This window comes from Marivibrio halodurans, assembly GCF_017963645.1.
GTDB classification, from domain to species: Bacteria; Pseudomonadota; Alphaproteobacteria; order UBA8366; family Aestuariispiraceae; genus Marivibrio; species Marivibrio halodurans.
Map to the genome: position 1 here is coordinate 256,448 of NZ_JAGMWN010000006.1, position 21,635 is coordinate 278,082.

At 66.0% G+C, this 21,635-nt stretch carries 16 protein-coding genes; 10 read left to right on the forward strand and 6 right to left on the reverse strand.

Going from position 1 to position 21,635, the window contains the following annotated elements:
• Window positions 1-16: 16 nt before the first annotated feature.
• The gene (locus KAJ83_RS14075) at window positions 17-688 is read right to left on the reverse strand and encodes a YggS family pyridoxal phosphate-dependent enzyme (protein WP_210682716.1); all 672 of its coding nucleotides are present in this window, start codon (window positions 686-688) and stop codon (window positions 17-19) included.
• A gap of 101 nt (window positions 689-789) precedes the next feature.
• Between KAJ83_RS14075 and KAJ83_RS14080 the strand changes: the two genes are divergently transcribed.
• The 7 genes from KAJ83_RS14080 to holA all read left to right on the forward strand — a co-directional run bounded on the left by KAJ83_RS14080 (window position 790) and on the right by holA (window position 10,507).
• A complete protein-coding gene (locus KAJ83_RS14080) occupies window positions 790-2,643 on the forward strand; it encodes a tetratricopeptide repeat-containing sulfotransferase family protein (protein ID WP_210682717.1) in 1,854 nt (617 codons plus the stop codon).
• A gap of 104 nt (window positions 2,644-2,747) precedes the next feature.
• Window positions 2,748-3,995: a cupin domain-containing protein gene (locus KAJ83_RS14085; RefSeq protein ID WP_210682718.1), complete on the forward strand. Its 1,248-nt coding sequence runs from the start codon at window positions 2,748-2,750 to the stop codon at window positions 3,993-3,995.
• 353 nt (window positions 3,996-4,348) lie between these two features.
• Window positions 4,349-5,476, forward strand: coding sequence for a porin (locus KAJ83_RS14090; protein WP_210682719.1), 1,128 nt, complete (start codon window positions 4,349-4,351; stop codon window positions 5,474-5,476).
• 242 nt (window positions 5,477-5,718) lie between these two features.
• A complete protein-coding gene (locus KAJ83_RS14095; RefSeq protein WP_246484567.1) occupies window positions 5,719-6,258 on the forward strand; it encodes a DUF3576 domain-containing protein in 540 nt (179 codons plus the stop codon).
• Between the two features lie 62 nt (window positions 6,259-6,320).
• Window positions 6,321-8,885 carry a leucine--tRNA ligase gene (gene leuS / locus KAJ83_RS14100; RefSeq protein ID WP_210682720.1) on the forward strand — a complete coding sequence of 855 codons (2,565 nt, stop codon included), beginning with the start codon at window positions 6,321-6,323 and terminating at the stop codon, window positions 8,883-8,885.
• A 25-nt stretch (window positions 8,886-8,910) separates the two neighbouring features.
• On the forward strand, window positions 8,911-9,441 hold the full coding sequence (gene lptE / locus KAJ83_RS14105; protein WP_210682721.1) for an LPS assembly lipoprotein LptE: 531 nt from the start codon (window positions 8,911-8,913) through the stop codon (window positions 9,439-9,441).
• A gap of 25 nt (window positions 9,442-9,466) precedes the next feature.
• Window positions 9,467-10,507, forward strand: a complete 1,041-nt coding sequence (gene holA / locus KAJ83_RS14110; RefSeq protein WP_210682722.1) for a DNA polymerase III subunit delta — start codon at window positions 9,467-9,469, stop codon at window positions 10,505-10,507.
• Between the two features lie 37 nt (window positions 10,508-10,544).
• Here the strand turns inward: holA and KAJ83_RS14115 are convergent, their stop codons facing one another.
• From KAJ83_RS14115 to mnmE, 5 genes are all read right to left on the reverse strand, one after another.
• Entirely contained in the window at window positions 10,545-11,582 is a 1,038-nt protein-coding gene (locus tag KAJ83_RS14115; RefSeq protein WP_210682723.1) for a ParB/RepB/Spo0J family partition protein, read from the reverse strand.
• Window positions 11,582-12,382 carry a ParA family protein gene (locus KAJ83_RS14120; protein ID WP_210682724.1) on the reverse strand — a complete coding sequence of 267 codons (801 nt, stop codon included), beginning with the start codon at window positions 12,380-12,382 and terminating at the stop codon, window positions 11,582-11,584. Before KAJ83_RS14120 ends, KAJ83_RS14115 begins: the two co-directional genes overlap by 1 nt.
• Window positions 12,363-13,031, reverse strand: coding sequence for a 16S rRNA (guanine(527)-N(7))-methyltransferase RsmG (gene rsmG, locus KAJ83_RS14125; protein WP_210682826.1), 669 nt, complete (start codon window positions 13,029-13,031; stop codon window positions 12,363-12,365). The genes KAJ83_RS14120 and rsmG overlap by 20 nt, the downstream gene beginning before the upstream one ends.
• Before the next feature lie 52 nt (window positions 13,032-13,083).
• Window positions 13,084-14,982 (reverse strand): tRNA uridine-5-carboxymethylaminomethyl(34) synthesis enzyme MnmG, encoded by a 1,899-nt coding sequence (gene mnmG / locus KAJ83_RS14130; RefSeq protein ID WP_210682725.1) that lies wholly within the window; start codon window positions 14,980-14,982, stop codon window positions 13,084-13,086.
• 288 nt (window positions 14,983-15,270) lie between these two features.
• Window positions 15,271-16,650 (reverse strand): tRNA uridine-5-carboxymethylaminomethyl(34) synthesis GTPase MnmE, encoded by a 1,380-nt coding sequence (gene mnmE, locus KAJ83_RS14135; protein ID WP_210682726.1) that lies wholly within the window; start codon window positions 16,648-16,650, stop codon window positions 15,271-15,273.
• A 124-nt stretch (window positions 16,651-16,774) separates the two neighbouring features.
• Here mnmE and KAJ83_RS14140 point away from each other — a divergent pair, with 124 nt between their 5' ends.
• From KAJ83_RS14140 to KAJ83_RS14150, 3 genes are all read left to right on the forward strand, one after another.
• Window positions 16,775-18,874, forward strand: coding sequence for a thioredoxin domain-containing protein (locus KAJ83_RS14140; RefSeq protein ID WP_210682727.1), 2,100 nt, complete (start codon window positions 16,775-16,777; stop codon window positions 18,872-18,874).
• A 97-nt stretch (window positions 18,875-18,971) separates the two neighbouring features.
• Window positions 18,972-19,943: a quinone oxidoreductase family protein gene (locus KAJ83_RS14145; RefSeq protein WP_210682728.1), complete on the forward strand. Its 972-nt coding sequence runs from the start codon at window positions 18,972-18,974 to the stop codon at window positions 19,941-19,943.
• A 363-nt stretch (window positions 19,944-20,306) separates the two neighbouring features.
• The gene (locus KAJ83_RS14150) at window positions 20,307-21,578 is read left to right on the forward strand and encodes a pentapeptide repeat-containing protein (protein WP_210682729.1); all 1,272 of its coding nucleotides are present in this window, start codon (window positions 20,307-20,309) and stop codon (window positions 21,576-21,578) included.
• Window positions 21,579-21,635 lie beyond the last annotated feature (57 nt).

Here is a 21,635-nt window from a genome sequence, read left to right on the forward strand (position 1 = left end):
GAGCCGTTCCTGACCGTCAGCCGTAGTCGCGCGCGCCGAATATAGCCGACCCGACCCGCACATGGGTCGCGCCGAAACGCACGGCCGTCTCGTAATCCGCGCTCATCCCCATGCTGAGGCCCGCGACGCCGTTGCGCGCCGCGATCTTGGCCAGCAGGGCGAAATGCGGTGCCGGCAACTGGTCCGCGGGCGGGATGCACATGAGGCCCGCGATGGCGAGGCCGTGCTCCTCCCGGCACCGGGCGATGAAGCCATCCGCCTCGGCCGGGACGACGCCCGCCTTCTGTGCCTCCTCCCCGGTATTGACCTGGATGAAGAGCTGGAGGGTCCGCCCCTGCTCCGCCATCTCGTGGGCGATGCGCCGCGCGATCTTGTCGCGGTCCACGGTCTCGATCACATCGAAGGTCGCGACGGCATCCTTCACCTTGTTGGATTGCAGCGGCCCGATCAGATGCAATGTCACATCGGGATGATCGACGCGCAGACCCGGCCATTTCTCGACCGCTTCCTGCACCTTGTTCTCGCCGAAGACGCGCTGCCCCGCCGCCAGGACGGGGCGGATCGCGTCCGCCGGAAAGGTCTTGCCGACGGCGACCAGCGTCACGTCGTCGGCCGCGCGGCCGGCCTCGCGCGCGGCATCGGCGATTTTTCGGCGAACCTCGGAAAGGCGGTCTGCGGCGGATTCCATGCCCCTAATGTGCGGCGCGTCGCATGATCCGGCAAGCCCCGGAGGGGTGGGACATCCGGCCGATTGCATGGGCGCGCGGCGATGGGCATAGTCGGCGCGTCATGGCGAACCGCAGCGCGCTCAACCCCCTCGGACAACAGCTTCAGGCGGCCTTCGGGCTGCAGGCGCGGGGCCGCCTCGACGAGGCGGAGGCGGCGGCGAAGCGCATCCTGAAGATGGCGCCGAAGGAGCCGAACGCGCTCTATCTCCTCGGCATCCTCGCTCATCAGCGTGGCGACACGAAGGCCGCCGCCCAACATTTCGAGAAAAGCCACAAGGCCGATCCGCGCAGCGTCGCCGCGCTGTCCGGCCTTGGCATCGTGCGGCTCGACCAGCGCCGCTACAAGGAAGCGCGCGATCTGTTCCGCCGCGCGCTCGACCGCCAGAAGAACGACCCCAAGCTGCTCAACAATCTGGGGTTGGCGCATAAGGGAGCGGGCGACATGGCCCGGGCGGTGGAGTGTTTCCGCGCGGCGCTGTCCGCCGACCCGCGCTATGCCACGGCCGCCCTCAATCTGGGGGACGCGGCGCTGTCCGGCGGCGACGCGGAAGCGGCGGAGCAGGCCTACCGCCATGGTCTGTCCGTCGATCCCGACATGCCGGAGCTGCATAACGGCATGGCGAACATCCTGGCCGACCGGAACGACCTGGATGCCGCGATCGCGCATCTGCGCCGCGCCCATGACGGCCCGCGCGGTGACCGCGACCCGGATATCGCCTGCAATCTCGCCAATCTGCTGGTGAACAAGAACCGGATGGACGAGGCCGTCGCCGTGCTGCGCCAATGCCTGGACCGCCGCCCGGAGGCGATCGAGCCGCTGGTCGATCTGGCCGACGTGCTGCGCGCGCGCGGCGGAGAGGGCGACCAGGAGGAATCGAATGGTTTCTTCGCGCGCGCGGCGGAAATCGCCAGCGACGGCAAGGCGCTCGACGCGATGAAACCGATCGAACTGCACCGCGCCGCCCGCGCGCTGGAGGTCGCGAAGCGCTATGACGCCTCCTTCGCCTGTCAGCGCAGGGCCCAGTCGGGATGGCGGGCGCAGGCATCGGCCGCCGGAAAGTTCTACGATCGCGGCGGGCTGGAATCGCTGGCCGCGCGCACGGCCGAGATCTTCGCGACGATCCCGGCGCCCGGTCCGGACGACCCGGACGGCCATCCGTCCGACCGGCCCATCTTCATCCTCGGCATGCCGCGCAGCGGCACCTCGCTGGCCGAGCAGATCCTCTCCAGCCACGCCGATGTCTTCGGCGCGGGCGAATTGGCGACGATCCCGCAAATCCTCGAATCCCTGGTGGCGGAGACGGGACGCGACTGGCCGGACTGCGCGCGGGCGCTGACGGCGGAACGGCGGCGCGATCTCGCCCAGCGCTATCTCGACGCCTTGCCCGCGGCGGCCTCGGGCAAGCGGCACCTGGTCGACAAGCTGCCGCCGAACTTCTGGTATCTCGGCTTCATCCGGCTGCTCTTCCCGAAGGCCGCGATCCTGCACACGGTGCGCGATCCGATGGATACGGGCCTGTCGATCTTCACCCAGCGTTTCTCGAACGATCTGCTCTACGATCACGATCTGGGCGATATCGGGCATTACTACGGCCTTTATCGCCGGGTGATGGATTTCTGGGAAGGGTGGGATGTCCGTGTCCAACGCGTGGTCTACGAAGCGATGATCGCCGATCAGGCGGGGCAGAGCCGCGCGCTGCTCGCGCTGCTGGGGCTCGACTGGGACGACCGGGTTCTGGACTTCCACAAGACCGACCGGGAGGTCCTGACCGCCAGCCGCCTGCAGGTGCGCCAACCGATCTACACCACCTCCGTCGAGAAATGGCGGCGCTACGAGACGGGGTTGAAACCGCTGGCTGAGGCTCTCGGCCCCCTGGCGGACTACAAGGCCTATCTGGCGGCCCGCGATCACTAAAGCCTGGTGATTGCGGATGCCAGGCGCCGTGGGTGGCGGCCTTTATTTCGCGCCGCGATCCCGGTAAAGGAGGGTGACGGGACGATCATGGAGCGGACGGGACGATGGCGGGCAAGAAGTCGGACGCGACGACGGCGGCGCGGGCCATGACCGGCGCGCCCGCCAGCTTCGAGGAGGTTCTGGCACCGATCACGCCGGAGACCTTCTTCACCGAGTATTACGATAAGCAGCCGCTGCACATCCCCGGTGACCCCGGTAAGTTCGGCCGGATCATGAACTGGTCGGTCCTGAACGGCCTGCTCGACATGACGGCGATCTGGGGGTCCGCCTCGCTGATGCTGGTGCTCGACGGCGAGGTCCTGCCCCCCGGCGCCTATTGCGTCGAGGCACAGAACCGCGACGGCCAGACCGTGCGCCAACCGGACGCGGGCAAGGTCATGGCGCTGCTGCGCCAGGGCGCCTCCCTGGTGGCCAACGACATCGACACGCTCACCCCGGAACTGCGCGCCGTCGCCGACGCGATGGAGGACGGGTTCTGCGGCAAGGCGCAAAGCAACCTCTATTGCTCCTGGCGCCAGCGGCAGGCCTTCAAGAGCCATTTCGACACGCATGACGTCTTCGCCCTCCACATGGAAGGGGAAAAGCTCTGGCGCCTCTATGAGGGGCGGGAGACCCATCCGATCCGCCACCGCAACTGGGCGGGCCTGTCGGACGCCGAGACGGAAGAGCGCAAGGGCAAGGTCATGCGGGATGTCCGGATGACGCCGGGCGACCTGCTCTACATACCGCGCGGCTGGTATCATGACGCCCTGGCGGCGAGCGGGGGGACGATCCATCTCGCCTTCGGCCTGACCGGTGTGATCGGCCTCGACCTGATCGGCGCGCTGTCCGATTCGGTCGTGACGGACGAGACGTTCCGGCTCAACTTCCCGCACCCGCGCGAGGGGCGGAAGGCGCTGGCCGACCATATCGCGCGCCTGGGCGACAGATTGGCCGAGGTAGCCCGCGACCCCCGCTTCGTCGAGGCCTTCGAGACCTTCCAGAAGGACTATCGCTATCCGCGCGGCGGCTTCGACCTGCCGATCGAGATCGCGGATCGGACCTTCGCCCTGACCGCGCGCGATTTCAGGGTCGTGACGAAGGACGGCCGTCACGGGCTGGCCAGCCCCAGGGGAATCGTGCCGATTCCGCCGGGCCTCGACGGGCCGGTGCGCTGGGTGGTCGAGGCCGGGCGCTTCGCGCGCGGCGATCTGCTCGACGCCTTTCCGGCGATGAGCGCGATGGAGATCGACCGGCTGCTCCAGCAGATGCAGCAGATGGGTGTCCTGCGCGAGGACGCTTCAGGCTCCTGATCGGATCGGGGCCGCTTTCCGGCGGCATTTCCGGGCGCTATACACCGGCTTTTCCCGTTGTTGCATTCTTGCCACATACACGCCGCAATGTCTTGTCGACACGTCGAAAGCCATTGCGCGCGGCTCCGGGGCTATGGTTCAACACAATCACGCTCTTGGGGCAGTCTCTCCGATGCGATTTGTCGATGCCACGGCATGATGAAAGCATTCGTAAAGGCCCCGGATCGAACGAACCGATGGTCGGTTCTCCTGCTGACGACCCAAAGACGATTGTCGAGGGAAGAAATTGGGGGGCAGGCCGTCACATCTCTAGGGTCTTTCACCGCAACGGCCCGATGAATTTGGAGGATCGAATGAAAAAGACTCTTCTGGGTGCGTCCGCCCTCGTCGGCATCGCGTCCCTCTCCGCGGCTCCGGCCGTGGCGGCCGAGGCGCCGGAGATCAGCTTCTCGGGTGCGTTGGGTTACGAAGCCGTTCTGCACGACGGCGACATGCAGGCCGCCGGTACCGGCTTCAACATCACCGGTAACGAGCAGCAGTCCGAGCTGATCTGGTCCGCCACGGGCGTGGCCGACAACGGTCTCGAGTACGGCGCCGAGGTTCAGTGGCGTTGGCTCGGTGGCGGCTCGGCCGCCGGCGGCTTCGACGAAGCCTTCATGGACTTCAGCGGCGGCTTCGGTCGTGCGTTCGTCGGTTTCGAGGACGGCATCACCGACCTCGTCGCCGGTACTGCCGGTCACTCCCTGCAGGTCGGCACCTGGGGCACGGACGGCAACAACGCGCTGCGTCACGTGAACTTCCTCGGCCTGAACACGAAGCTGCACTACTACCAGTCGCATGCCGCTCTGTCGGGTGACGCGAACAAGATCGGTTACTCGACCCCGTCCTTCGGTGGGTTCCAGGCCGGTGTCTCGTTCACGCCGGAAGGCAATGCCGGCCAGGCCGCTGGCGTCAACAACGGCTCGCTGCAGAACAACCTCGAAGTTGCCGCTGGCTACAGCAACACCTTCGGGGATGTCAGCCTGACGGTCGACGGCGCCTATGGTATCGGTCAGGACAACTCGATCCCGACGGTCGGTGGCGATCGCGCGGACGTGAAGTCCTACCAGCTCGGTGCGATGATCGGCTTCGCCGGTTTCTCGGTCGCCGGTTCGTTCCTCGACAACGACGACTCAAGCTGCCCCGACCTGACCCCGAACTGCGACGCGGGTGACGGCTGGAACGTCGGCGCCGGCTACAGCTTCGGCCCGGCCGGTGTCTCGGTCATGTGGCAGGAAGCCGAGGACGACACGGACGGCAACGGCTTCTCCGACGAGTCCGAGATCTTCCACGCGGGCGTGAGCTACACGATCGCCGAGGGTCTCTCCACCTACGCCAACTACTACAACTTCTCGGTCGAGAACGAAGCTGGTGGTGGCGCCGGTGTCGCGACGTCGAACGATGCCGACGTCCTGATCCTGGGTTCGCGGATCACCTTCTAATCCTCGGATTGGAAGTCGATACGGAGAGGGGCGGTGCTTCGGCACCGCCCCTTTTCTTTTTGCCTTTTTTCCTTTCCGACCGATCGGCCGTATCGCCGTTTGATTTTACTTCGACGGCTCTAGCGATTGCCGGAAGGGCGTGGCTGCGTTAAACCCAGCATGATGCCGACGGTCCATCCCGGATGCGCGTCCGGGAAGGCGATCCGAAGGCGACGCCCAACAGACAGTCGAGTGCTTGATCCATGAGCCGTTCCTATCTTCTCCGTGGTCTGAGTGTCGCCATCCTGTCCGCGATGACCCTGGCCGGATGCGAGGGGCTCTCCCCCGATCCGGGCAGCAACCAGCCGAAACCCGATGCGTTGGAGCGCGCGCGGGCCAAGCAGGGCAACTTCTTCGGCGGAACACTCTCGCTGGGGGGGGATTCAGGTCCTTCCACGGACGGGCCGGCGATCGCGGTGAACAGTTATCTGTGGCGGGCGTCACTGGACACGATCGGCTTTTTCCCAATGGCGCAGGTCGACGCCTTCGGCGGTGTGATCATTACCGACTGGTATTCGCTTCCCGAGGCGCCGGACGAACGCTACAAACTCAATGTCTATATCCTGGGCCGTGAATTGCGGGCGGATGGGGTGCGTGTTTCCGCCTTCCGCCAAGTGCAAGGCACCGACGGAACCTGGCGCGACGCGCCGGTCGCGGAGGATACGGCCGCCAAGATGGAGAACGCGATCCTGACGCGCGCGCGGCAGATGCGCATCAACAGCCGCGCGCAGCTCGATGGATGATGGCGTTCGCCCACCCGCGCGTGACCATTCCGCCCGGATTTATGTTTTGACGAGTGACTGAGATGAGCCGGTACGATTTCCGCAGCATCGAGCCCCGATGGCGCCAAGTCTGGGACGATTTGAACGCCTTCGCCGCGCACGAGGACCCGAAGCGCGAGAAGTACTACGTCCTAGAGATGTTCCCTTATCCGTCGGGGCGCATCCATATGGGACATGTGCGCAACTACGCGCTGGGCGATGTCGTCGCGCGCTTCAAGGCCGCGCGGGGATATAACGTGCTGCATCCGATGGGATGGGACGCCTTCGGTCTACCGGCGGAGAACGCGGCGATCGAGAACAAGGTGCCGCCCGCGGACTGGACCCGTCAGAACATCGCCGCCATGCGCGAGCAATTGAAGGGCCTCGGCCTTTCCATCGACTGGAGCCGGGAGGTCTCGACCTGCGAGCCGGACTATTACCGGCACGAACAGAAGATGTTCCTGGATTTCCTGAAGGCGGGACTCGCCTATCGGCGGGAAGCCTGGGTCAATTGGGACCCGGTCGATCATACGGTTCTCGCCAACGAACAGGTGATCGACGGCAAGGGATGGCGCACGGGCGCGCCCGTGGAGAAACGCCAGCTCTCGCAATGGTTTCTCAAGATCACGCATTACGCGGACGACCTGCTGACCGCGCTTGACCGGCTGGAACGCTGGCCCGACAAGGTCCGGTTGATGCAGCGCAATTGGATCGGCAAGTCCTCCGGCGCGCGTATCCGTTTCGATATCGCGGGGCGCGAGGAGGGGGTGGAGGTTTTCACCACCCGCCCGGACACGATCTTCGGCATGTCCTTCCTGGCGTTGTCGCCGAATCACCCGATCGCGGAGGAACTCGCGGCGGATAATCCGGAGCTTGCCGCCTTCGTCGCGGAATGCAACGCGATGGGGACCAGCGAGGAGACGATCGAGCGGGCGGAGAAGCGCGGTTTCGCCGCCGGACTTGAGGCCGTGCATCCCTTCACCGGCGCGCGCTTGCCTGTTTATGTCGCGAATTTCGTGCTGATGGAATATGGCACGGGCGCCGTCTTCGGGTGCCCCGCGCATGATCAACGCGATCTGGATTTCGCACGGAAATACGATCTGAGCGTCGTGCCCGTGGTCGCGCCGGAGGGTGCGACGGCATCGGACTTCTCCGTCGCGAACGAGGCCTATGTCGGGCCGGGCCGGCTGATCAATTCGGAATTCCTCGACGGCCTCGATGTCGAGACCGGCAAGCAGACGGTGATCGAACGACTGGAGGCGGACGGCCGGGGCCAGGGGACCACGACCTTCCGCCTGCGCGATTGGGGGGTTTCCCGCCAGCGTTATTGGGGCTGCCCGATTCCGGTGATTCATTGCGACAGCTGCGGCGCCGTCCCGGTACCCGAGTCCGATCTGCCGGTGGAACTTCCCGAGGATCCGCGCTTCGACAAGCCCGGCAATCCGCTCGACCACCACCCGACGTGGAAGCATGTCGCCTGTCCGAAGTGCGGTGAACCCGCGGAACGCGAGACGGATACCTTCGATACCTTCTTCGAGAGTTCGTGGTATTTCGCCCGCTATTGCGATCCGAGGAACGAAAAGGTCGGGTTCTCGCAGGATGCCGCCGGCTATTGGCTGCCCGTCGATCAATATATCGGCGGTGTCGAGCATGCGGTGCTGCATCTGCTCTATTCCCGCTTTTTCACGCGCGCGCTGCGCGATTGCGGCTATCTCGACATCGACGAGCCCTTCACCGGCCTCTTCACGCAAGGGATGGTCTGCCACGAGACCTTCAAGACCCCCGACGGGAAATGGCTGTTCCCCAGCGAGGTGACCCGTACCGGCGAGGGCGCGACCCGCGACAGCGACGGGACGCCGGTCACCGTCGGCCGGTCGGAGAAAATGTCGAAGTCGCGCAAGAACGTCGTTGACCCGGTCGACATTATCGAGACCTACGGCGCCGACACCGCGCGTCTGTTCATGCTCTCCGACAGCCCGCCGGACCGCGACCTGGAATGGACGGAATCCGGCGTCGAGGGTGCTTGGCGTTACGTCAACCGCATCTGGCGCGCGGTGATGGATGAGGCGGACGGTCCGTTGGGTGTCGCCAGGGCGCCCCGCCCGAAAACCTTGTCCGCACCGGCGGAAGCGCTGGAACGCCAGACCCATAAGACGATCGACGGGGTGACGGGAGATCTGGAGAAATTCCATTTCAATCGCGCCATCGCGCGAATCCGCGAGTTGAGCAACGCGATCCTCGACCTATCCGGTGCTGAGGAGGATTTCATCTGGGCTCGTCGCTTCGGCTGGGAAACAGTTGCCCGCCTGCTCAATCCCATGACGCCGCACCTGACGGAGGAGCTATGGCGGCATCTCGGCGGGACGGAGCCGCTGGTCGGTCATCACTGGCCGGTGGCCGACCCCGGGTTGTTGGTTGAGGACAAGGTCACCGTGGCGATTCAGGTCAATGGAAAGCTTCGGGCCACCATCGACTTGCCGCGCGATGCGGAAAAGCGGGTCGCGGAGGACGCGGCGCTTGCGGAGGAGAATGTCCGGCGCGCGCTGGATGGGAAGGCGCCGCGCAAGGTAATCGTCGTCCCGAACCGTATCGTCAATGTGGTGATCTAGACAAATAACGACAGGCGGCTGGAGCATGAGGGACAAGACGCGGCGCGCATGGATCGGGGGGGCATTTCTGGCCATGTCGCTCGGCCTCGCCGGGTGCGGATTTCAGCCGGTCTATACCCGGCAGGCAACCGCGGCGGGGGAAATGAGCCCGACGGCGGATCTTTACGCCACCAAGATCGAGATCATCCAGAACCGGCGCGGACAGATTCTACGGAACCTTCTGCTGGATCGCATGAATCCCTATGGTCCGCCCCAGGATCCGCTCTACAATCTGAACACCACATTGGTGGTATCAATCGTCGGTCTCGGGGTGCAGGCGGACGCGACGACGAGCCGATCGCAAGCGACGGTGACGGTTACCTCCGTCCTCTCCGGCGCTGGGGAGCCGCAGACCTTCAAGGTGAGCGCGACGTCGAGCTTCAACATCACGGAGTCCGACTATGGCTCCGTCGTGGCGGAAGATGATGCGGTCGAGAAAGCACTCGAGGTGCTCGCTGATCGCCTAACCCTCCAAATCGCCGCCTTCTTCCGGAATGCGCGGCAACAGGAAGGCTGATCCCGACTTACATGGATAGGGGCCCATGAAGCCACGCGCGGGCGCGCTGGACAGTCTTGTCAAGGCACCACCCGAGGCGTTGCGTGCCGCCTTGATCTTTGGACAGGACGCGGGCTTGGTGCGCGAGCGGGTCGATCAACTCGCCCGTTCCGTCGTTCCGTCGCTCGACGACCCCTTCCTTGTCACCGAACTCTCCGCCGAGCAACTGGCCGACGATCCCGCTCGACTTAACGAGGAAGCGGCCGCCATCGCGATGACGGGCGGTCGCCGGGTCGTGCTTGTTCGCGATGCGGCGGACCGCTCCATCGGGGCCTTCGATTCCTTCCTCTCCGATCTGCCCGGTGACGCGCTGGTGATCGCCTGGGGCGGGGAGCTGCCGACGCGATCAAAGCTTCGCAAACTTTTCGAGGATGCGGATGAGCGCGCGGCCGCCATTCCCTGCTATCTCGACGACGCGGCGACGATCAATCGCGTCATCGACGAGCGGATGCGGGTCGACGACATCACGCTGGAATCCGACGCCCGTCGTTATCTGGTCGATCATCTCGGGTCGGACAGGGCCCTCAGCCGGTCGGAGATCGACAAACTCGCGCTCTATGCCGGACCCGGCGGCCGCTTGTCGATAGAGGATGTCAGTGCCGCCATCGGCGACAGCGCGGCCACCGCGCTCGACGATGTGATCCATGCCGCGACGGATGGAAACGGCCCCGCGCTCGATCGGGCGATAGAGCAGGGCCTCGCTCTCGGCCTATCGCCGATCCCGATGCTGCGTCAGACCGCCGCCCATGTGCTGCGCCTGCGCCAGCTCATGGCGGAAGTCGAGGCCGGCCGCGATGCACTCGCCGCGGTGAAGGCCGTGCGTCCACCGATCTTCTTCAAGCTTCAGGATAGGATTGCGCAACAAGTGCGTGGATTCGATGCAATCCGTCTGGCCGAGGCCCTGGGAATTCTGTTGGAGGCCGAAGCCGCGTGCAAGCGGACCGGTGCGCCCGATCATCTGGTGGCGAGCCGCGCCTTGCATCAAGTGGCCGCTCTTGCGCGGCGAGGGGCGCGTCGCGGCCGCTGACGACCGTATTCACCACGGGCGCTGCCGGCGACCGGAGCTACATTTCCGTGTCGTCGGACGAACCATCGGGCCCGCGCGAGAGGCGTGCGGCCACGTCGTCAAGCTGATCGAAATCGTCGAAATGAACGGTGACCTTTCCGGATTCACCGCTCTCCGCGTCCTTGAGATCGATCGCGACCTTGAGGCCCAGGCTATCGCCCAGGCGCTGCTCCAGCGCGCGGGTATCCGGGTCCTTTTCCGCGATCGCCTTCTTCAGGCGCTTCATCCCGGATTGGGGCTTCGACTCCTGGGCCAGCTTCTCGGTTTGACGGACATTGAGGCCCTTCTTCACCACTTCGTGCGCGATCGCAACCGCGTCCGAATGGCCAAGCAGGGCGCGCGCATGACCGGCGCTGATGAGGCCGTCGTCCAGCATGCTCTTCAGCTCGTCGGGCAGGCCGAGAAGCCGCAGCAGGTTGGCAACATGGCTGCGGCTCTTGCCGACGCCCTTGGCAAGCGCCTCCTGGGTATGGCCGAACTCGTCCATCAGCCGCTGATAGCCCTCGGCCTCCTCGAGGACAGTCAGATCCTCGCGATGGATATTCTCGATCAGGGCGATTTCGAGCGCGTCGGAATCGCTCAGGTCCTTGATGAGGACCGGCACCTCGTGAAGCTGGGCGCGCTGGGCCGCGCGCCACCGCCGCTCGCCGGCGACGATCTGATAGCCGTTCGCCTGACCCGGATCGCGCCGGACAAGGAGCGGCTGCAACACGCCCTGGCTCTTGATCGATTCGACAAGCCCGTCGATCGCCGCGTCATCGAAGCGTTTACGGGGCTGATCCGGATTAGGGCGAATCAATTCGATCGGCACGAGCTTGGAGGCACGCGGCCCCCCATCCAACGCATCGCCCGCGCCGAACGGCGTCGCCCCACCATAGCCGCCAGCCCCGGTCAGGGACGAGGCGGCGGCGGGCGTCCCGCCGCCTTCCGATGCGGCAGGGGGGGAGACAGGCTGGGCTTCCTCCAACGCGCTCTCTCCGAAGAGGGCATCGAGCCCCCGTCCCAGGCCGCGCTTTTTCGGCTTCTCGGCCGTCATCACGCGGGCACCCTCCGCTCACGCTTCAGCACCTCGCTGGCGAGGTGGATATAAGCCTGGGAGCCCCGGCACTGCATGTCATAGAGCAACACGGGCTTCCCGAAACTCGGCGCCTCTGAGATGCGGACATTGCGCGGGATCATGGTCTCATAGACCTTCTCCCCGAAATGCGCGCGGACATCGGCCGCCACCTGGTCGGACAGGTTATTGCGCTTGTCGTACATAGTGAGCACGAGGCCCTGGATATCGAGACGGGGATTGAAGGCGCGCTTCACCCGCTCGATCGTGCGGACCAGATGGCTCAGCCCTTCCAGCGCATAGAACTCGCATTGTAGCGGAACGAGCACGGCATCGGCGGCGACCAGCGCGTTCAGCGTGGTAAGGCCCAGCGCCGGCGGGCAATCGATCAGGACATAATCGAACCGGTCCTTCAGGCCACCCAGCGCATCCTTCAACCGGAACTCCCGCCGGTCCATGTCGACCAGTTCGATCTCCGCGCCGGCCAGATCGACCGAGCTGGAAATCAGGGAGAGGTTGGGAATGCTGGTCGGCACGACCGCGTCGCCCGCCTTGGCCCGCCCGACGAACAGATCGTAGGAAGTGATCGTGCGCGCGCGGCGATCGATACCAAGGCCCGTGGACGCATTGCCCTGGGCATCGATATCGAGGATCAGCACCCGCTTCTCGCACGCGGCGAGCGCGGTGGCGAGATTGATAGCGGTGGTCGTCTTGCCGACCCCACCCTTTTGATTGGCGATGGCGACGATCCGCGGTTCCCCATTATCCTTGGGGCGGGTCATCGATTCTGGAATCTCTGCGAACATCGGCAAAATCCTCGATGGTCAGGATCGCGCCCTCGGCATCGGTCTGCGAGGCGTCGATTCGGTATTTTATATACCATGAGGATTTCGCATCGGTCAATTCATCTTCAAGCCTTTTTCCCTTTAAAAAGACGCAAGGGACGTTTTCTCCAACAAGGCGTGCCGCGTAATCCAGAAGTGTCCCGACCGGCGCCAGGGCCCGGGCCGTCACGCAATCCGCCCGGATCGGGTCGAGCGATTCTATCCGCGCGGCATGCACCGTCACGCGGCTACCAAGCGCCATTGCCCGCGCGGCCTCCCGAAGGAAGACGGCCTTGCGTTGATCCGATTCCACGAGATGAACCTGTTCAATTCCCCCATCGCCCCGGTCGGTTCCAAGCGCCGCGAGCACGAGGCCCGGGAAGCCCGCCCCGCTGCCGAGATCGACGACTGTCTTCGTGCCAGGGGGGAGGCGGGGAAGGAGCTGGGCGGAATCCAGCATATGCCGGCGCCAGAGATCCGGCACCGTCTTCGGCCCGACCAGATTGATCCGGCGCTGCCATTTGGTCAGCAGCGCCGCATAGGCCGTCAGCCGGTCCAATGTTTCACGTGAAACGCCTGTGCATTCCGCGAAGCCGCGCCCATCCATCGCCGCGCCCGTGGTCCGCCGCGCCGCCGGCTTGTCACCGGGGGCTTCCCGATCAGGCGGCATCGGCGTCGGCCGCCACGCCATCCCGTTTCGGGGCGGCGCGCTTGATATGGCGCAGCAGGGCGACCAATGCCGCCGGCGTTATCCCGGGCAAACGACCGGCGGCCCCGATCGTCGCCGGTCGCGCCGCGCGCAATCGCTGGCACATCTCGGTCGATAAGCCACCGATCGCATCGAAATCCAAATCCGGGGGCAGGGCCAGATCCTCGTCCCGCCGATAGGCGCGGATATCCGCATCCTGTCGCGCCAGATAGCCGGCATAGAGCGCCTCGATCTCCATCTGCCGGGCAATGCCGGAGGACATCTCCGAGAGCTCCGGCCAGATAGCGGCGAGGCGCGCCATATCGATTTCGGGATAGGCAAGGAGATCCATCGCGCTCCGCACGACCCCGTCCTGATTGACCGCCAAGCCCTGGCGCGCCAACACCGCCGGGCTGGCGGACAGACGCGCGCAGAGATCGCGGGCCGCATCCAGCCCCGCCTTCTTCCGCCCCCAGATATCCGCCCGGGACGCGCGAACGGCCCCGATCGCGAGGCCCCGATCCGTCAGCCGCTGATCCGCATTATCGGCCCGCAGGCGCAGCCGATATTCGGCGCGCGAGGTGAACATGCGATAGGGCTCGTCCGCGCCCCGGCTTGTCAGATCGTCGATCAGAACACCGATATAGGCTTCCGCCCGGTCCAACAGGAAGGGATCGGCGCCGCCCACCGCGCGCGCGGCGTTCAGGCCGGCCATCAAGCCCTGGGCCGCGGCCTCCTCATAACCCGTCGTCCCATTGATCTGTCCGGCGAGATAGAGACCGGGAAGGCGCCGCGTCTCCAACGTCGGATGCAGTTCGCGCGGGTCGACATGATCATATTCGATGGCATAGCCGGGCTCCGTCATCCGCACGCCCTCCAAGCCGGGGATGGTGCGCAGCATCGCATCCTGCACATCGGCGGGTAGGGAATTGGAAATGCCGTTCGGATAGACGGTCGGGTCGTCCAACCCCTCCGGCTCCAAGAAGATCTGATGCCGGGGCTTGTCGGCGAACTTCACCACCTTGTCCTCGATGGAGGGGCAGTAGCGGGGGCCGACACCATCGATCCGTCCGGCATACATCGCCGACCGGCCGAGATTATCGCGGATCAGCGCGTGGGTCGCCGGGGTCGTATAGGTGATGTGGCAAGCGATCTGCGGAACGGTTATGCGTTCCGTCAGCAGGGAGAAGGGCTCCGGCACCGCATCGGCCGGCTGTGCCTCTAGCGCCGCATAATCGATACTGCGGCCGTCGAGCCGGGGGGGCGTTCCCGTCTTCAACCGGCCGAGCGCGAAGCCCGCCCGCTCCAATGTCGCGGAAAGTCCCATGGCGGCCGCATCACCCACACGCCCCGCCGGGATGCGCTCTTCCCCCCGATGGATCATGCCACGCAGGAAGGTGCCGGTCGTCAGTACCACCGCCCCCGCGCGCCGCGCCTCGCCCGTGCCGGTGACGAGCCCGACGCAACGGCCGGCCCCGTCGAGCATCAGATCCTCGACCGCCGCCTCCTCGATCGTCAGAGTCGCCTCCTCCGCCAGCAGCGCCTGCACCGCCTCCCGATAGAGCCGGCGGTCGGCCTGGGCACGCGGCCCCTGAACCGCCGGTCCCTTGCTGCGATTGAGCAAGCGGAACTGGATGCCGGCCGCATCGGCCGCGCGGGCCATGATGCCGTCGAGCGCATCGATCTCCCGCACCAGATGCCCCTTGCCTAGGCCCCCGATCGCCGGGTTGCAGGACATGGCGCCAATCGTCGCGCGCCTATGCGTCAGCAGAAGAGTGCGCGCACCGAGCCGCGCGGCGGCCGCCGCCGCCTCGCACCCCGCATGGCCGCCGCCCACGACGATCACATCCCAGATGGTTTCAGTCGTCATTCTCGACCCTTTCGGAAATCGCGCCGACAATACGCCCCCGTGCTTTCCGGATCAATCGGGCGGGTGACACCGGAAGGCCGGGGCGGGGGAACCGGGTCATACGGCACTTATGGTCGCCGTGATTGGTCGGACGCCCGGTGTTTCACGTGAAACATCGCGGGGCCGAAACGAACAGCCTCGCTCCCCTGTTTCACGTGAAACATTGGGGTGCCGTTACGACCGATCCGACCGCCGCTGTTTCACGTGAAACACTCATGTCGAGACCGTAGCATCCGGCGCACCGCCCCATCATTTGCCGATGCAGAAATCCCGGAACACCACATCCAGCAAATCCTCGACATCCACGCGCCCCGTGATCCGGCCGATGGCACGCAGCGCCAGACGGATATCCTCCGCGCGGAGATCCGGTTGCGGCGCCTCCAGCGCACGGGTCAGGGCGTCCCGCGACTCCGACACCGCTTCTCGGTGGCGCGCGCGGGTCAAGCCCGCCGCTTCCCCCAGGCCCGCGACGGACTCCACGGCCTCCCGAAGACGTTGAAGGAAATCCTCCCACCCAACGCCGCTATGAACGGATAGCGCCAACGGCCCGCCGGCCGGAGCCCGGGTTGGAGGCGCGGCCGGATCGCCCGCCATAATATCCGGACGATTCCCAGCGATATCGTCACCCTTCATATCCGCCTTGTTCCGAACATCGATGAGGACAACGCCTTCCCCGGCCAGCGCCTCCGGGGGTACGGTCTCCGACACGTCCGGCGCGCTCATCCGAATGACGATGTCGGCCGCGCGCGCGGCGCGCAGGGCCCGCCGCACGCCTTCCGCCTCGATCTCCTCTACCGCATCGCGCAGACCGGCCGTATCGGACAGCGTCACCGGATAACCCTCGAAATCCAGCGCCACCTCGACCACGTCGCGCGTCGTCCCGGCACGCGCATTGACGATGGCCGCATCACGTCCCGCCAGACGATTAAGGAGCGAGGATTTCCCGACATTGGGCGGGCCGACAATGGCGACCCGCACGCCATCGCGCAGCCGCTCACCCCGCCGTCCCGAATCGATCTCCCGGGACAGCGCGTCCCGCAGCGCCCGTATGTCGGCCGCGCTCCGCTCCCAGATATCCTCCGGCAGATCCTCGTCCGGGAAATCGATCACGGCCTCCGCATGGGCGGCGAGGCGCAGCAATTGTTCCGACCATGCCTCGCAGCGCTTGAAGAGCGCGCCTTCCGCCTGCCGCAATGCCTGGCGCCGCTGCGCCTCCGTCTCCGCCTCGATCAGATCGACGACACCCTCGGCCCGGCTCAGATCCATCCGATCGTTGAGAAAGGCCCGTCGGGTGAACTCCCCCGGTTCCGCCAACCGACACCCCGGCTGACGGGAGAGCGCCACCAGTACCGCCGCGCGCACCGCCGGGCCACCATGGATGTGAAGTTCCGCCAGATCCTCGCCCGTATAGCTGCCGGGGCCCGGGAACCAGAGAAGCAGCCCGTCATCCAGCGCCGATCCATCCACCGGATCCACGAACTGCCGGCGGACGGCACGGCGCGGCGCGGGCAGGGGCCTTCCGGTCAATGCCGACACCACCGCGCCCGTCTCCGGCCCCGAAAGCCGGATAATCGCGATCCCAGCCTTGGCGAGGCCGCTCGCCGGGGCATAGATCGTCTCCGCATGCATCGCGAAAATCTCCTTCGGCTCGACGGGAAAGACGCGGCGATCGCCGCCTTATCCTACGCCCTTTCCGCCCTGTCCACCCGACCCCATCTATCGGACAGACCAAAAAGACGAAGGGTCGCTCACCATGAACACAGGCACGCTTCCCGCCGACAATCTGCTTGCCCGCGAGACCAGCCCCTATCTCTTGCAGCATGCGGACAACCCCGTCCATTGGCGCGCCTGGGGACCGGGCGCGCTGGCCGAGGCGAGGACGCTGAACCGGCCGATCCTCCTCTCCGTCGGCTATGCCGCCTGTCATTGGTGCCATGTCATGGCGCATGAGAGTTTCGAGGATCCGGAGACGGCGGCGCTGATGAACGCCCGCTTCGTCAATATCAAGGTCGACCGGGAGGAGCGGCCGGATATCGACGCGATCTATCAGCAGGCGCTGGCCATGCTGGGGGAACAAGGGGGATGGCCGCTGACCATGTTCCTGACGCCGGAGGGCGAGCCCTTCTGGGGCGGCACCTATTTCCCGAAGCAGGCGCTCTATGGTCGCCCCGGCTTCAAGGACGTTCTGACCGCCATCGCCGACACCCATGAGGAAGCGCCGGAACGCGTGGCGAAGAACGTCACCGCCCTGCGCGACGGATTCCGGAAGCTGAACCTGCCTCGCGGCGGGGAGACCATCGCGCCGGAGACCGCGGCCGAGCTCGCCACCAAGATCCTCGACCATGTCGATTGGAAGAATGGCGGCATCGGCGGCGCGCCGAAATTCCCGCAGCCGGCGATCCTCGATCTTTTATGGGAGGCCGAGCGATGGAATGCCGATCCACGCTGCCGCGACGCCGTCCTGCTAAGCCTGCGCCGGATGAGCGCCGGCGGCATCTACGACCATCTGGGCGGTGGCTTCGCACGCTATGCCACCGACCGGCGCTGGCTCGTCCCGCATTTCGAGAAGATGCTCTATGACAATGCCCTTCTGCTGCCGCTACTGGCCGGAGCGTACCGATCGGGAGGACGGACCATCTTCCGCCAGCGGACGGAGGAAACCGTCCATTGGATGCTGACGGACCTCAAGGCCGGAGGCCGCGCCTTCGCCAGCGCCCGCGACGCCGATAGCGAGGGGGAGGAGGGCGCCTATTACACTTGGTCTCATACGGAGATTAGCCATCTTCTCGACCAAGATACCGCGCGCCTGTTCGCCGAGGCCTATGACGTGACGCCCGAAGGCAATTGGGAGGGGCGCACGATCCTGAACCGCCTCGCCCGGGAGCCCAGTCAGGAACACAGCCAGGAGCACGACCAGGAGGAGGCGGAACGGCGCCTCGCCGCCGCCCGGGCGCGCCTCCTCGACGCCCGGACGGGGCGGCCCGCGCCGTTGAAGGACGACAAGCTTCTGGCCGATTGGAACGGGCTGGCGATCCGGGGCCTGGCCCTCGCGGGGTGCCGTCTGGAGCGGCCGGATTGGATCGCCGCGGCCGAGGAAGCCTTCGATTTCGTCACGGCGGAGATGGCCGATACCATGCGCGGTCCGAACCGCCTGCTGCACAGCCACCGCGCGGGCCGGGCCCGGCATGTCGGCACGCTCGACGATTACGTCTTCATGGCCTGGGGCGGGCTGGCGTTGCATCGGGCGACGGGGGCGCGCGCGCCGCTCGACCGCGCGCGGGACTGGATGGCGGTGTTGGACATGCATTTCTGGGACGACCGCCCTTTCGAGGACGGGGGCGGCGCATATTTCCAAACCGCCGACGACGCGGAAGCGCTGATTACCCGCACGAAAAGCGCCGGCGACAGCGCCACGCCCGCCGGCAACGGCATCGCCGCCCAGGTCCATGCCGCCCTATATCTGCTGACGGGCGAGGCCCGGCATGCGGAGCGCGCGGATCTCATCATCCGCCGCTTCGCGGGGGAGGTCGCGACGGCGCCCGCCGCCTATCCCAGCCTGATCGCCGCCGCCCTTCACCGCGCGGGCGGGCTGCAACTCGCCATCGTCGGGCCGCCGGGCGACCGGGCGACGATGGCGCTCATCGACACCGCGCGGCGGGACGCGCCGGACTCGCTTGTCCTCCAGGCGATCGATCCGGCGGAGGATTTGCCGCCCGGCCATCCGGCGGCGGGCAAGGGCCTCGTCGCCGGCGCGCCGGCGGCCTATCTCTGCCGTGGACCGGTGTGCGAGCGGCCGATCAGCGATCCGGCCGCCCTCGCCGAACGCTTGCGGGAGGGCGCGCCCGCGCCGTAGGCTGGCGCCGCCCCACCCAGCCCCACCCAAGGGACCGAATTAACGACCCGGGCCCGAAAGTCCGGAACAGAACAGCGAACAGGAGCATGAGACGAAAATGGCGATGGCGATCCGCATTCATGAGCATGGCGGCCCCGACAAGATGCAGTGGGAGGAGGTCGCCGTCGGCGAGCCCGGCCCCGGCGAGGTGAAGCTCGCCCAGAATGTCTGCGGCCTGAACTATATCGATGTCTATCACCGCACCGGCCTCTATCCGATGGAACTGCCCGGCGCGATCGGGCTGGAGGCCGCCGCGACCGTCACCGCCGTCGGCGAGGGCGTCACCGAATTCGCCGAAGGCGACCGCGTCGCCTATGCCGCCCCACCCGTGGGCGCCTATGCGACGGAGCGGATCATGCCCTGGCACCGGCTGGTGAAGCTGCCCGAATCCATCCCGGACGAGATGGCGGGCGCCATGATGCTGCAGGGCATGACGGTGGAATATCTGATCCGCCGGACCTATCCGGTGAAGGCGGGGGACACCGTCCTGTTCCACGCGGCCGCCGGCGGCGTCGGGCTGATCGCCTGCCAATGGCTGAAGCAGATCGGGGCCACCGTCATCGGCACCGTCGGCTCGCCCGAGAAGGCGGAGCTGGCCAAGGCCCATGGCTGCGATCACACCATCCTCTATAACAGCGAGGATGTGGCGAAGCGCGTCCACGACCTGACCGACGGCAAGGGCGTGCCGGTGGTCTATGACGCGGTCGGGAAGGATACGCTCGACGGATCGCTCGACAGCCTCGCCCCGCGCGGGATGCTGGTCAGCTTCGGCAATGCCTCCGGTCCGATCGAGAATTTCAATCTCGGCATCCTGGCGCAGAAGGGCTCACTCTATATCAGCCGCCCGACCCTGATGACCTACACGGCCGAGCGCGCCGATCTTGTCGAAAGCGCAACGGCCCTGTTCGAGGCGGTCGGAAAAGGTCTCAAGATCGAAATCAACCAGCGTTACCCACTCAAGGACGCCGCCCAGGCCCATCGCGATCTGGAGGCGCGGAAGACAACCGGCTCCACCATCCTGCTGCCGTAACGCCATCGCACCAATATTTGGGGGTCATCCACCGGGTGACCCCCAATTTAGCGCATTTCTGTCTGCATATGTATTTGGAATCGCCCGCCCGCCCGCGATCCAGCCCCATCCAGCGTCCGGTCCCCATCCCGACCGCCCGGATTAGGCGCCAGACCTAACCGATAACGGGCCGGACCGGATAAAACACCCCCGATCCACCCCTTCATCCGGTATGGATGGTGCCCAAAACCGCTATATCTTGCGTGAAATCCGGGAGACGCGGCGCCGGATCGCCCCGCACGACCCGATGGCGGCGCGATGAAGCCCCCGGACACAACCCAAGGCCTTTACAACGCCCCGGCACCCGCCAAGACTGTCCCCATCATGTCCGACGAAATTCCCCCCGGCCTCCGCGACGCCCGCACCACCCCGCACTATATCCTCGCCACCCTGGCGGGGGAGCAGGACCCCGATGCCGACGAAATCGACTGGGACCTCCATGACCGGAACCGTGCGCTGTGGAACCGATGGGCGACCTCCCATCTCGACGGTGACGCGCTGCAAGCCCTGATCGACGAAGGCGCCATCGCGGCGGAAAATATCGCCGACCGATCCCTCGATCCGATCAAGGAAGCCGCCAAGGCCAGAGGGCTCGACGCGCTACCAACTCCTGATGAGGAAATCGATTGGGGCATCTCTTTCTGGAGACGTAACAGCACAGCTTTTTCAGATTTTTATTTTTTTGGGCCGGTCACATTTGAAGACTCTACATCCAAAGGCGACGCCAACTTCTATAGCGCGATATTCAAAGGCGAGGCCTTCTTCAAAAGTGCGACATTCAAAGGCGACGCCGACTTCTACAGCGCGATATTCAAAAACGAGGCCTTCTTCAAAAGTGCGACATTCAAAGGCGACGCCGACTTCTATAGCGCGACATTCAAAGGTGACGCCTTCTTCAACAGTGCGACATTCAAAGACGACGCCCGCTTCAACAGCGCGACATTCGAAAGCGCTGTTGGATTCAACAGTGCGGCGTTTGTAATGCACGCCGATTTCACCAATACCTGCTTCCGCGGCCTCACGAATTTCCAGGGGGCGCTCTTCCGGTCCAATGTCCCCGAATATTTCGGTGCCAGCCTTCATGAAGGCACGGTTTTCCACGATGCCATCTGGCCCGAGGTTCCCCGCCGGGACGGCCCCGCCGCGCGGAGGCAGGCGGATGCCTATGAACGGCTGAAGCTGGAGATGGACCGGCTGAACCGGCATGAGGCGGAGTTGGATTTCTTCGCCCGCGAACTGATGGCGCGGCGGTGGTGCGTGCCCTGGCACCGGGCCTGGTTGATCGCGGCCTACGGCATGGTCAGCGATCATGGGCGCAGCCTGTTCTGGCCGCTATGGACCGGGTTCGTCCTGTGGTTCGCGGGGGCGTTGGGCTATGCGATGCTCGACCCCGCGCGGTGGGACGAACACGAGGCCATGGGTTTCAGCGCCGCCAGCCTGGGGGCGATCCTGGGCACGCGGCGGGAGGTTTTTCCCGAGGCGATGCACCATGCCGAATGGCCCGTCGCGATCCTGAGCACGGGGCAGGGAATCGCCGGCGCCGTGCTGATCTTCCTGATCGGGCTGGCCTTGCGGAACCGGTTTCGGATTCGGTGACGCACGCCCATGGCCGGCCGGCCGGACGAGGGGGCGGCGGGCGGGGACGGCCAGGGC